Origin of the sequence: Streptomyces polyasparticus (genome assembly GCF_014493765.1) — a bacterium.
GTDB classification, from domain to species: domain Bacteria; phylum Actinomycetota; class Actinomycetes; order Streptomycetales; family Streptomycetaceae; genus Streptomyces; species Streptomyces polyasparticus.
This window is the reverse complement of sequence record NZ_JACTVJ010000027.1, coordinates 64,117-77,066: the sequence shown is the minus strand read 5'-3', so window position 1 is coordinate 77,066 and position 12,950 is coordinate 64,117. Positions and strand designations below refer to the sequence as shown.

General features: G+C 73.5%; 9 protein-coding genes. 5 read left to right on the top strand and 4 right to left on the bottom strand.

Features of this window, described 5'->3' with window-relative positions; all coding sequences use genetic code 11:
• Positions 1–160 precede the first annotated feature (160 nt).
• The 4 genes from H9Y04_RS38995 to H9Y04_RS38980 form a co-directional block, all read right to left on the bottom strand.
• Positions 161–4,783, bottom strand: a complete 4,623-nt coding sequence (locus H9Y04_RS38995; protein WP_187818959.1) for a coiled-coil domain-containing protein — start codon at positions 4,781–4,783, stop codon at positions 161–163.
• 48 nt (positions 4,784–4,831) lie between these two features.
• Positions 4,832–5,728 carry a hypothetical protein gene (locus H9Y04_RS38990; RefSeq protein WP_187818958.1) on the bottom strand — a complete coding sequence of 299 codons (897 nt, stop codon included), beginning with the start codon at positions 5,726–5,728 and terminating at the stop codon, positions 4,832–4,834.
• A 52-nt stretch (positions 5,729–5,780) separates the two neighbouring features.
• A complete protein-coding gene (locus H9Y04_RS38985; protein ID WP_187818957.1) occupies positions 5,781–7,286 on the bottom strand; it encodes a hypothetical protein in 1,506 nt (501 codons plus the stop codon).
• Positions 7,287–7,407: 121 nt separating this feature from the next.
• On the bottom strand, positions 7,408–8,106 hold the full coding sequence (locus tag H9Y04_RS38980) for a GntR family transcriptional regulator (RefSeq protein ID WP_187818956.1): 699 nt from the start codon (positions 8,104–8,106) through the stop codon (positions 7,408–7,410).
• Positions 8,107–8,263: 157 nt separating this feature from the next.
• Here H9Y04_RS38980 and H9Y04_RS38975 point away from each other — a divergent pair, with 157 nt between their 5' ends.
• From H9Y04_RS38975 to H9Y04_RS38955, 5 genes are all read left to right on the top strand, one after another.
• Complete coding sequence (locus H9Y04_RS38975) at positions 8,264–9,565, top strand: MFS transporter (RefSeq protein WP_187818955.1); 1,302 nt, start codon at positions 8,264–8,266, stop codon at positions 9,563–9,565.
• Positions 9,562–10,380 (top strand): putative hydro-lyase, encoded by an 819-nt coding sequence (locus H9Y04_RS38970; RefSeq protein WP_187818954.1) that lies wholly within the window; start codon positions 9,562–9,564, stop codon positions 10,378–10,380. Before H9Y04_RS38975 ends, H9Y04_RS38970 begins: the two co-directional genes overlap by 4 nt.
• 86 nt (positions 10,381–10,466) lie before the next feature.
• On the top strand, positions 10,467–11,240 hold the full coding sequence (locus H9Y04_RS38965; protein WP_438818206.1) for a LamB/YcsF family protein: 774 nt from the start codon (positions 10,467–10,469) through the stop codon (positions 11,238–11,240).
• Positions 11,237–11,908, top strand: a complete 672-nt coding sequence (locus H9Y04_RS38960) for a 5-oxoprolinase subunit B family protein (protein WP_187818953.1) — start codon at positions 11,237–11,239, stop codon at positions 11,906–11,908. The genes H9Y04_RS38965 and H9Y04_RS38960 overlap by 4 nt, the downstream gene beginning before the upstream one ends.
• 85 nt (positions 11,909–11,993) lie before the next feature.
• Entirely contained in the window at positions 11,994–12,950 is a 957-nt protein-coding gene (locus tag H9Y04_RS38955; RefSeq protein WP_187818952.1) for a 5-oxoprolinase subunit C family protein, read from the top strand.

Genomic DNA, 12,950 nt, shown 5'->3' with positions numbered 1-12,950 from the left:
GACCCCGACCCACACCGCACTGGCTGTGCTCAGACCGGGCTCGCCCATGGCCCACCCCTCGAACGGCGCCCCCGCTTTCCACCAGGCTATCCACCGACACCGCCTACCCGCAGCGGTGTTGGCCGGACAGGAGGCCCGCGGTCCTACCGGGGCTGCGGCGTCAGCCCACCGTCTCCGCCGGCCTCTTGTACATCCGCGTAGCCGTGATCTCGCTGTGCACCGTCTCCCCCTCCGGGTGCTGCTGCGGCAGTCCCGGGCGCAGGTGCTCCTCGACGCTGATGTACTTCAGGCCCGCCCTGAGGTCCGCGTCGTTGCGCAGGCGGATCACCAGCGGGAACTCGGCCAGCGCCGTCGTGTCGAACAGGCCCGTGGTGTACAGGAGTTGAACCCCGAGCGCGTCGGAGACGGCGCGCTGCAGTTCGAGCAGATACGTGGCGTTGGCGCGGCCGATCGGGTTGTCCAGGAACAGGGTGCCCGCATGGCGGTGCTTGTCGCGGCCGCGGTCGTTGCTGCGCAGGGCGGCCATCGTGCAGTACAGGGCGATGGCCGCGGTGAGCAGCTGGCCGCCGGAGAAGACGTCGCCCATCTGGCCGACGGGCACGCGCTCGGCGCGCAGGACCGCGTCCGGCTTGAGGATCTCCACCGAGACGCCGCGCGGTTCGAGCGCGGCCTGAACTCCCCGCAGGAGCAGGGACATTCCGTCGCGCCGCATGTCCGAGTTCTTCTTGACCGCGGCCCGGGTCGCCTCGTCCACGACCTCGCCGAGCCGCTCGGTGAGCGTGGCCTGGTCGGGCTCCTCGAAGCGGATGCGCAGGAATTCCTGGCCCGACCATTCGCCGAGCCCCTCGGGCAGCTGCGACAGACGCTGGGCCGAGCGCAGGGTCGCGAGCGCGGACTCGACCAGGCCGCGCAGGCGGTCGACGATGCTGTCGCGGTTGCGCTCCAGCTGCGCCAACTCATCGGTCAGGACCCGCAGTCGGGGCGCGAAGGCCTCCGCCCACTTCTTGGCGTGCTCGGGCAGCGCGGCCGCGGGCAGTTCGCGGATCTGCTGGCGGGCGGGCGTGCGCACCTGCTCGTAGCGGGTGGCGTTGGCATGCCGTACGAGGACATCGCTCGCCTCCCGTACGGCTGCTTCGGCGGCCGAGAGGTCCGTCGCGCAGCCGCGCAGCGAACGGCGGGTCTCGCCGGCTGCCTGCCGGGCCTCCTCCAGGTTGCCCGGGAACGGCTCGGGCTCCCCCTCTTCCTCCTCCGTGTGGTGGTCGCGCAGCAGATCCCGCAGCAGCGCGGCCGTCTCGTCGAAGCCGCCCGCGCCGTCCTCGGCGGCCCGGTGGGCGGCGAGGAGCTCGGCGTGCTGCTCGCGTGCGGTGGCCAACGCGTCGGTGCACGCGGCCAGTTCACTCGTCGCGGTGCGCAGGAGCGCCTGTGCCTGCTCGGCGTCCTCGGGGGTGCGGTCCGCGGGCAGCTCGGTGTGGGCCTCGCCGTCCTCGGGCGCGTGCCGTTCGGCCTCGCCGCGCAGACGGCCGAGCTGCTCGCTCGCCGTGGACGCGCGGGTCTCCAGCATCTGCACCAGGGACTCGGCGCGGGCGGCCGCGGCCTGCCGGGACGGGCCGTCGGCGCCGTCGGTGCTCTCCAGGAGCTGGGCGGCGCGGGTACGGACCTTGTTGCTGAGCCGGTCGAGCTCGGCGACGGCCGCGGACTCGTCGGACTCGGCCCGGGCCTGCTCGGCCCGGAGGTCGGCGCCGACGCCGACCTTCTCGTACAGCTGCGATGCCGCACGGTAGGCCTCGCGGAGCGCGGCGAGCGGCGCCTTGGGGGCGTCCTCCTGCAGCGGCACGTCATCGGGCGCGCCCGCGATCTCGGCGCGCTCGGCGCGCAGGGTCCGGGCGGTGCGGCGGGCGTCGTCGGCGGCGCGCTGGGCGGCGCGGCGATCCTCGTCGGCGGCGCGGGCGCGCTCCAGGCAGGACTGCGCCTTGGCCTCCGACTCGGCTGCCTCGTCGGCGAGTTCGCGCAGCTTGACCTGCCAGCCGGCCCGCTCGCGCAGGCGGAACGCCAGGCCCGCGAGGGCGTCGGCGGCCCGCCGTGCGCGCTGGGCGGCGTCCTGCTTCTCGTCGCGTACGCGGGCGGCGTCTGCGGCCGCCTCGTCGGCCTCGGCCCGCGCGGTGCGCGCCTCACTCAGCTCGGCCTCGGCCTCTTCGGCGAAGGCACGGGCGGCGGTGGCGGCCTCTTCGAGCTCGGCCAGCCGGCCCGCGGGGCAGCCCGCGCGCCAGGAGGAGAGCCGCGCGGCGAGCTCGCGGTCCTTGCCAAGGCGGGCGGCGAGCGCCCGGATCTCCTCGTCGCGCTGGGTGGCGCGGGCGCGCAGCGTCTGGCGCTCCTCGTCGGCGGCCAGCTCGTCGTGCATGGCCGGGTTCGGCGGTACGAGGAAGACGTCGGCGGGGCCGTCCTGCTCGGCGGGCGTCGGCGCGAGCAGTGCGGCGGCGGTGCCGACGGCCACGGCGGACCGGGGCAACAGGGCGGCGGCGCCCAGGACTTCACGCGCCCGGGCATGCGTGTCGGGATCGGTGATCACCACACCGTCGACCAGTTCGGGTCGCGCGGCGAGCACCCGGGCGTGGTCGGCGGGGTCGACGGCCTGCGCGAGGTAGCGCCAGCCGGGCAGCGCGGGGATGCCGTGCTCACCGAGGTACTCGACCGTGGCCAGGACGTCCGGGCCCGGCGGCAGCAAACCGCCGTCGCCGAGCGCGCCGAGGATCCGGGAGTCGTCGGCCGCGGCGGTGCGCAGATCGAAGAGCTGGCGCTCGGCGGTGGCGACGCCGGTCTCGAGGAGCTCCTTGAGCTCGTCGGCGCTGCGGTCCAACTCCGCGGCCGTGAGCGGCCCTTCGAGCCCTTCGGGCCCCTCGGAGGTCTCGTCGGTGCGCGGCTTGGGCACTCCCCCGCGCCCGGTGGGCAGCCCGAGCAGTTCGACCAGTCGCTGCTCGGCCGCGAGCGCGTCGGCCGTGCGCAGCTCGGCCTCGTACGCGCGTCCGGCGGCGTCGGCGGCATCGGCGGCGCGGGCGGCGGTGAGCTCGGCGCGCGCCTCGACGGAGGCAGCTTCCCTGGCCTGGTCCGCGGTGACGCGGGCGGCCTCGCGGGCGGTGTCCCAGGCGGCGACCGTGGTCTTCTCGGCGTCGCTCGCGGCGAGGGCCGCGCGCGCCGGGTCCGCGTCGGGTGCGGTGTCGTCCAGCCAGCCGGCCCGTACGGCCTCTGCGGTCTCCTGCTCGACCTCGCTGAGGCGCTGCTTGAGGTGACCGATCTCGCTGCGGGCGCGCTGGGCGTCGGTGGCGGCCACGGTGGCATCGCGGTGGGCGGCCTCGCCGGCCTCCTGGAGCGCGGCGGACCGCTCCTCCTCCTCGTTCGCGAGCTGCTCCGCGCCTTCGGCGGCGGTATGCAGCGCCCGTACGAGATCGGCGGCGGCCTTCGCGCGGGCGGCGAGCGCGGGGGCGGCGTCCCGCTCGGCCTCGCGGATCGCGACGGCCACGCGGGCGGAGCGGTCGGCGGCGGCGCGGTGGCGGAGCACGGCCTCGGCGGCCTGCCAGGCGGAGTGCAGGGTGCGGGCGTCGGCCAGCTCGCGCTTCTGCGCGGCGGCGGACTTCTCTGCGGCGGCGAGCGCCAACGAGGCGTGCCGGTACGCGAGTTCGGCGGCGATCAGGGCGCTCGCGCCGCGCGCCTGCTCGGCCCCGGTGACGGTGTTCGCGGCGTCGGTGACCTGCTGCGCGAGCTCGGCGGCCCGCGCCCGCTCCTGTACGGCGCGCGCGGACAGGCGGCGGGCCAGCGTCCGGGTGCGCCGCTCGGCGCCCGCGTGCACCTCCCGGGCCCGCGCGCGGGTCTCGGTGGCCTCGACGATCCGGCCGAGCAGATCGACCGAGCCGGCCGTGAAGTCCCGCTCGGCGATCAGTTCGGCGCGCCGCCCCAGCTTGTTGCCGAACCCGCTGACCAGGTCGGCCAGGCCGTCGGTGTCCCGGGTGTCGGTGACGGCGCGGAGCAGCAGATCGGTGAAGTCGGAGTCCTTCTTGACCGCGAAGAGACCGGCGGCCTCGCCCTCGTCGGCGTTCATCTCGCGCTGGTAGCGGAAGAGTTCGGGGTCGAGACCCAGGTCGCCCAGGTGCTCGTTCCACCGGTCGTGGATCTCCTCCCAGTGCACTTCGAGGTGCGGATACGCCTTGCCCGCCTCGGTCAGCGCGTCACGGAAGCCCTTCATGGTGCGCCGCCGCCCCTGCGCACCGGAGGCGCCCTCGGCAACGGGCCGTACGGCGGTGGACTCGGCGACCGGCAGATTGTCCAGGCTCAGACCGGGGCCCGGGCGGAAGGAGTACCAGGCCTCCGCGAACTTCCGCGGGTCGTTGGAGACTTGGCGCCCCCGCCACTCGCTGGCCTTGCCGACGACCACGCACTCGCCGGTGAGGGTGTGCTGCCACTCCAGGGCCACATGCCCGCAGTCGTCCGCGAGCAGGAACTTGCGCAGCACGCCGGAGCTCGCGCCGCCGAGGGTGTTGCGGTGGCCGGGCAGCATCACCGAGAAGATCAGCTTGAGCAGCACCGACTTGCCGCCGCCGTTCTCCAGGAACAGCACACCGGCCGGCGCCGGGCGGCGCTGCGGCCCGGTCGGCTCCTCGCTGAAGAACTCCGCCTGCTGGGGCGCGGGATCGGGCACGGGTTCGCCCACACCGCGCAGGTCAAGGACCGTGTCGGCATAGCGCGCACCGGCGGGGCCGATGGAGTAGAGGCGGACCCGGGACAGCTCGTACATGGCGGACTCTCGTGAGCGAGGTGGGCAGGGCGGTAAGGAGCAGTTCGGTCAGGAGCCGTCGGCGTGGAACGGGAGTCCCGCCCCCGCCACCAGCTCCATCTCCTTGTCGTCGGTGGGCGGCAGCAGGCTCGCGGAGCCGTCGCTCACGGGGACCACCCCGAGGTCGAGCAGCTCGGCCATGGCGGCGGAGCCTGCCATGTCGCGCACCTGCAGCTGATAACGAGGCGTCGTGCGATACGTGCCTCCGGAGTCGTCGCCGGTGCGCTGCAGGAACCCGGAGTCGGTGAGGAACGCGGCCGCCTTGGAGACGATGCCGGTGGTCGAACCGGCGAGGCGCCGGGCGTCCTTGGTGGCTCCGGTGGAGCTGCGCCGCGCCCAGATCCGCCAGGCGGATTCCAGGCCGGGGGCGTCCGACGCGGGGTCGGTGTTCTCGCCCGCTTCCTCCGCTCGCTCTTCGAGGCGCTGGCAGGCCTGCCGCACGAAGGCGTCCACGCCATTGACCGTGATCCGCCCGATGTACCCGTCGTCGGCCAGGTCCTCGGGACGCGGGAAGGCGAGGGCGGCGATGGCGAGGTGGGCGAGCCCGTGCAGGAAGCGGTCGCCGGCGTCGGAGGAGGCCCGGCGCGCGTAGTCGCCCATGCGCACGGCGAACAGCGAGTCCTCGGCGGCCGTCACCGCCATGCCCGCGCGCGGGGACACCTCGAGGACCACCAGGCCGAGGCCGCTGGCCACGGCGTCGGCGAGCCGCGCGAAGGGCGGGTCCTCGCGGTAGCGGCGAAGCAGCTCGCCGTATTCGGCGTCCCTGGCGGGCAGCAGCTTCGGCTGCAGGCCGAAGGAGACCAGACGGGCGGCATCGGCCGCGTCGGCGGGCGTGACCGGCGCGGGTGCGGCGGGGCGGGCTTCGGGCTCGCCCCAGGCGCCGGTCTCGGCGTCCTTGTCGCTCACGGGCGGGGCTCCTTGTCGCGAGGGGTACTGAAATGCAGTGCGTATACGGGGATCACGCCGCCTCCGTCCTGGCCGCGGCCATCCCGACCGCGTCGAGCAGCGCGGTGCCCACGATGAGGTCGGCGCCGCCGAACTCTGGATCGTCGAGCTCCGTGCCGTCGTCCACGGCGAACAGAAGCTTCTGCTCGCCCTGGCGATAGGCGGTGCCGACCGGCGGGCTCGCCGCGTGCACGGCCAACAGGGCGACCAGATAGGGCAGTTCGGGGTCGATTCGGCGCGCGTCCGCGAGCAGCCCGGACAGCCGGCGCGGCGCTTCGTGCTCCAGGTCGAGCAGCTCCATGGCCTGGGCGAGCTGCTCCTCGCTGAAGCGGCTGTCGTCCGGCGTGGCGATCAGGTCGGGCTCGGGCATCTCGGCGCCCAGGTGCTCCCGCTCCTGGGGCGGGGTCAGCAGTATGTCGACGAGATCCCCGACCCGTACGGAGGTGGGGGTGCGAAGACCTGTGCCGCGGGCGAAGAAGGCGTCGGTCACCCGGATCGCCTGCTCGACGGGCAGCGGCAGCAGGGGCGCCACGAGCTGTCCGTACAGATCGAGCCCGACCCGGCCGGACGGCGGCGCGAAGGCCTGGCGGTCCTGCTCGGCGCGGAACAGCGGTCCCGCTTCGAGGAGCCGCGACTGGAGCTGGGTGTGCCGGCGGATGCAGTCCTTGACGATGTCGACGAGCTCGGCGGCCCGCCGCTTGTGCTCGTGGTCCTCGGCCTCGTCGCGGGCCTTGCGGATGTTGGTCAGGATCGCGTTCTCATGCCGATAGCGGTCCGCGACATGGTCGAGCGCCTCGGCGATCATGTCGGGGACGGCTTCCAGCCAGTCGACCGCGCGCACATTGCGCCGCGTGGCGTCCAGCGCCCGGCGCAGCGTCTCCGAGTACTGCACGGTCCGGTAGCGCGCCTGCTCGGCGGCGAGCTGCGCGTCGGCGAGCCGGCCGCGGCTGATCAGGACCTCCAGCTTCACCTCGGCGGCGATCTGCGCGCTGGTGACGTCGGTGTCGAGGGCGCCGACCAGGACATTGACGGCTTCGTCCGTCGTACGGAGATAGACACCGCCGCCGTACCCGGGGACCTCTTCGAGCAGCTTGAAGTCATAGTCGCGGCGCACATAGCTGCCGTCGGGCGCGAAGGTGCCGTACACCGCGCGGAAGCCGCGGTCCACGCTGCCGACGTTGATCAGGTTCTCCAGGACCCAGCGCGCCACCCGCTCGTGCTCGGCGAGCGGGCGCTGCGGGGCCTGGGCGGCGACGCGCGGGATGAGCCGGGCCACGATCTGCTCGTGGTCGGCTCCGGTGTCGAAGTCCATGTTCAGCGTGACGAGGTCGATCGCCGAGAGCGCGACCTCGGCCATCGCGTACACCGTGTACTCACCGGCGAGATTGGCCTTGCGCACATCGAGGTCGTGCAGCGGTGCCGTGCACGCGAGCGCGCGCAGGCGCCGCGCCAGGCCCTCGTCGGCGGCCGGGCCCGGTGCCGGGGACGGATGGATCTTCGCCGGGGCAGGAGCAGTCACGACGTAGAGGTTAGGCGCTCACACTGACATCGACCGAAACGGCGCAGTTGGGGGTGCTTGTCCTACCGGTTGCGTCACCCGCCGCCCGCCGGGTTGACGCCGCCCGCAGGTGTGCCGTGACTCACACTCCGGGATCGCCCTCGACGCCCGCGAGCCGCCCCGCATACGCGGCCACGACCCGCTTGCGGGAGTCGTCGAGATACCCCGCGAGCATCTTCTCCGCCGCCGCCCGGCCGCCCTCCTCCAGCGTCCCGAGCAGCTCGGCGTTGCGGGAGAGATACGGCTCGTGCAGGCGGTGCGGATCGTCGACGAGGTGGAAGGCCAGGCGCAGTTCGGCGAAGACGCTGCGCATGAGTTCGTCGGTGCGCTCGCTGCCCGCCAGGGCGACGAGTTCGCCGTGGAAACGGATGTTGGCCGTTCCGACGCCCGCCCAGTCCTCGGCCTCGGCCGCCCGCCGCCCCTCCTCGACGGCGCCGCGGAGCCCGTCAAGGGCGTACGGGGGCTTGCCGAGCCCGCGCACGACCGCGCATTCCACGAGCTGGCGGGTGCGGTAGATGTCCTCGACGTCCTCGACGGTCAGGACCCGCACGAAGACGCCGCGGTTGAGTTCGTGGACGAGCAGCCGTTCATGCGTGAGCAGCCGGAACGCCTCGCGCAGCGTGTTGCGCGAGACCTTCAGGGCCGCGCCGATGGCCTCCTCGGAGAGCCGCTCGCCGGGCGGGAAGTAACCGTCCGCGATCCGCCCGCGCAGGATGTCGGCGACCCGCTCCGCGGTGCTGGTGCGGCCCAACAGCGCACGGTCGTCCACGAGTCCGTTCATGGCCTGGATTCAATCGCAGAATCCAGGAACCTTCCACTATGGGTATTGAGGGATTGTTGAACAATCCTCTACGGTGACATGCACCCGCACACCGCAGCACCGGCATCACTCCCCGCACAGGCACGCTCCTTCCCTCCACCGACAGCGAGGTGCCCGGATGACCGTGACCCCACCCTCCCGCGACGTGACCGCCGCCCCGCCGGCCGCCGTCCCCCAACCCATCGATGAACAAGGCCCGTTGGCCTGGTTCAAGGCCCTCGGACCGCGCGGCCGGCGCGCCTTCGGCGGCGCGTTCGGCGGCTATGCCCTGGACAGCTACGACTACTTCACGCTGCCGCTGAGCATGGTCGCCATCGCGGCCTACTTCGGCCTCGACAACGGACAGACCGGACTCTTCACCACCGTCACTCTGGTCGTCTCGGCCGTGGGCGGCGCGCTCGCCGGAGTGCTCGCCGACCGCATAGGCCGCGTGCAGGCACTGATCGTCACGGTCATGACGTACGCCGTCTTCACCGTGGCCTGCGGCTTCGCCCCCAACTACGAGACGCTGCTCGTCTTCCGCGCCCTGCAGGGCCTCGGCTTCGGCGGCGAGTGGGCCGTCGGCGCGATCCTCGTCGCCGAGTACGCGAGCGCCAAGCACCGCGGACGCACCCTCGGCGCCATCCAGAGCGCCTGGGCCGCCGGCTGGGGCCTTGCCGTGATCGTCTACACGCTGGTCTTCCAGTTCCTCGACCACGACACCGCCTGGCGCGTGATGTTCTGGACCGGCGCGCTGCCCGCACTGCTCGTCCTCTACGTACGGCGCAATGTGCAGGACGCCCCCGAGGCCGCCGAAGCGCGCAGGAAGAGCCCCGACAAGGGCAGTTTCACCGCCATTTTCAAGCCGGGCCTGCTGCGCACCACCCTCTTCGCCGGTCTGCTCTCGACGGGCGTGCAGGGCGGCTACTACACCCTGGCCACCTGGGTGCCCACCTTCCTCAAGACCGAGCGCGGTCTGACGGTCGTCGGCACCGGCGGCTATCTCGCGGTCCTCATCTCCGGCGCGTTCATCGGCTATCTGACCGGCGGCTATCTCACCGACGTCCTGGGCCGCAAACGCAACATCGCACTCTTCGCCGTCCTGTCCGCGCTGTGCATCCTCGCCTTCGGCTCCATCCCTGAAGGCTCCAACGGGCTGCTGCTCCTGGTGAGTTTCCCGCTCGGCTTCTGCATGTCGGCGATCTTCAGCGGCTTCGGCTCCTTCCTCGCCGAGCTCTATCCGACGGCCGTACGCGGCACCGGCCAGGGCTTCACGTACAACACCGGACGCGGCGTGGGCGCCGTCTTCCCGACCCTGGTCGGCTTCCTGTCGGACAGTTGGGGCGTCGGCGGCGCGCTGATCTTCGGGGCTCTCGCCTACGGGATCGCGGTCGTCGCGCTGTTCGGGCTGCCCGAGACCCGCGGCAAGGAGCTGACATGACCGGGCCCGTACTGCCGTACGCAGCACCGCAGTTGCCGACCCACCGGCGCAAGCCGCGCGCCGCCCGCGCCCACTTCCGCGCGGGCGGCGACGCACCGACGGCGGGCTGGGCGCCCGGCCACACCCAGGCCAACCTGATCGCCGTGCCCGCCGACTGGGCGTACGACATGCTCCTGTTCTGCCAGCGCAACCCCAAGCCCTGCCCGGTGCTCGACGTCACCGACGCCGGCGACTGGCGCACCCGCCTGGCGCCCGGCGCGGATCTGCGCACCGATCTGCCGCGCTACCGGGTGTGGCAGGACGGCGAGTTGACCGACGAGCCGGCCGAGGTGACCGGCTGGTGGCGCGACGACCTGGTGACGTTCCTCATCGGGTGCAGCTTCACCTTCGAGGCCGCGCTCACCGCCGCGGGCGTCCCGATGCGCCATGTCGAGCAGGGCAGGAACGTGCCGATGTACCTCACCGACCGCCCCTGCCGCAGCGCGGGACGGCTGCACGGGCGGATGGTGGTGTCGATGCGTCCGGTCCCGCCGGAGCGGCTTGCCACCGCCATCCGCGAGTCGGCCCTGTTACCCGCGGTGCACGGCAGTCCGGTGCACTGCGGCGACCCCTCGGTGCTGGGCATCGCGGACCTCGGCCGCCCGGACTTCGGGGATCCCGTGGACATCGGGCCCGACGAGATCCCGGTGTTCTGGGGCTGCGGGGTGACCCCGCAGGCGGCGGTCATGGCGTCACGGCCGCCGTTCGCAATCACCCACGCACCGGGCCGGATGCTCATCACGGATGTCCGTGACGACACCTACCGCGTCATCTGAACACCCGCCTGACCCGCGATGTGCACACCCATCCACCGCGTGATCCGAACACCCGCTCCCTGCAAGGAAAGCCGGAAAGCAAGCACATGACCGAAGTGATCATGACCCCTGTGATCGATCTCAACGCCGATCTCGGCGAAGGGTTCGGGCGCTGGCGGCTGACCGAGGACGAGCACCTGCTCTCGGTCGTCACCAGCGCCAACGTCGCCTGCGGCTTCCACGCGGGCGACGCGGCCACCATGCGGCGGGTCTGCGATCTCGCGGTCGAGCGCGGGGTGCGGATCGGCGCACAGGTCTCGTACCGCGATCTGGCCGGCTTCGGGCGGCGCGCGATGGACGTGCCGGCCGCGGAGCTGGCCGCCGAAGTCGCGTATCAGATCGGCGCGTTGGAGGTGTTCGCCCGCGCGGCCGGCGCGGGCGTGGCCTATGTGAAGCCGCACGGTGCCCTCTACAACCGCATCGTCCACGACGAGGAGCAGGCCGGTGCGGTGGTCGACGGCGTGCTCCTCGCCGGCGGGCTCCCGGTGCTCGGTCTACCGGGTTCGCGCTTCCTGGAGGTCGCCGCGAAGGCCGGACTGCCGGTGGTCGCCGAGGCGTTCGCGGACCGCGCCTACACGGACGAGGGCACGCTGGTGCCCCGTGCCCGCGAGGGCGCGGTCGTCACCGACCCGTCGGCCGTCGTCGAGCGCTCCCTCGGTATCGCCCGGGACGCGGAGGTGACCTCGCTCGACGGCCGGCGGGTCGCGGTGCAGGCGCGCTCGCTGTGCCTGCACGGCGATACGCCGGGGGCGGTGGAGCTCGCGCGGCGGGTCCGCGCGCGCCTGCTCGAGAGCGGCATCAGGGTGGCGGCGTTCGCATGAGCGGCCACTCCACGGCCGGGGCGCACTCCCCGGCCTCGACTCGACGCATCCTCCCCGTCGGACACGACGCCTTGCTCGTCGAACTCGCGGACGGCACCGAAGCCCAGGCCCTGCACGCGGAGTTGGTACGGCTGCGCGCACAGGGCGGTTTCCCGGCGGTACGCGAACTCGTCCCCGCCGCCCGCACCGTGCTCCTGGACGGCCTGAGCGAACCCCGCGCCGAGGTCGCGGCACGCCTCGCCGCACTCGACGTACCGCCCGTGCCTGCAGCCACCCACGAGGTGATCGAACTTCCCGTGCGCTACGACGGACCGGACCTGCCCGAGGTCGCCGCCCTCTGGAGCGTCTCCACCGCGGAGGCTGCCCGTATCCACTCCTCCCTCGAATTCCGCGTCGCCTTCTGCGGGTTCGCCCCCGGCTTCGGCTATCTCACGGGCCTGCCGGAGCGGTACGCGGTACCGCGCCGCGCGACTCCCCGCGCGGCGGTCCCGGCCGGCGCGGTGGCCCTGGCCGGCCCGTACACCGGGGTCTACCCCCGCTCCTCCCCCGGCGGCTGGCAGCTCATCGGCAGCACGGACGCGATCCTGTGGGACGACACCCGGACACCGGCCGCGCTCCTGTCGCCGGGCGCGCGCGTACGGTTCCGCGTCATCGGGGAGGCGGCATGACCGCGGACGCCCCCTCGGCCGCGACCGCGGCGCACGCCCGTCGCCGGCGACGCACGACGACCGACCGCACCCCCGGGAGCGCGCCGTGACCGACCGCGCCCTCGTCGTCGTACGGGCCGGAGCGCTCACCACGGTCCAGGACCGCGGCCGCCCCGGCCACGCCCACCTCGGCGTACCGCCTTCGGGCATGCTCGACGCGCCCGCGGGCCTCCTCGCCAACCGCCTCGTCGGCAACGCACCCGGCTCCGCACTCCTGGAGACCACCCTCAACGGCGTGGCCCTGCGCCCCCGTTGCGCCGTGACGATCGCGGTCACGGGCGCGCCCTGCCCCGTCACGGTGGACGGCCGGCCCGCCGCCTGGGGCGCCCCGGTCCGCGTCCCCGCGGGCGCGCTGCTCGACGTCGGTACGGCCACTTCGGGCGTACGGTCGTACGTCGCGGTCTCCGGCGGCCTGGACGTGGACCCGGTCCTGGGCAGCCGCGCCACGGACCTCCTCTCAGGCCTCGGCCCGCCCCCGCTCACGGACGGCACGGTCCTGCCGCTCGGTCCCGCGCACTCCCTGTACGCCCCGGTGGACATGGGCCCTCAGCCCGCGCCGCCCGGCGAACTGGTGCTGCGGATCACGCTCGGCCCCCGCCACGACTGGTTCACCCCCACCGCCCTGCGCACCCTCACCACGCGCACCTTCCACGTCTCCACCACGAGCAACCGCATCGGCCTGCGCACGGAGGGCCCCCGTCTGGACCGCGCGATCCCGCACGAACTCCCCAGCGAGGGACTGGTCCTGGGCGCCGTCCAGGTCCCCCCGAACGGCCGCCCGGTCATCTTCCTCGCCGACCACCCGACGACGGGCGGTTACCCGGTCGTGGCGGTGGTCCACCCTCGCGACCTCCCGTCAGCGGCTCAGGCCACACCGGGAACTCCGGTGCGGTTCGTTGATTCAGCCCCAACCCAGCCCCGCCGGCGTTTGAGGCGATCCGAACGAAGTTCGGATGAAGGGGGTCCGGGGGCGAAGCCCCCGGTTTCGGGAAGGGGCGGGTAG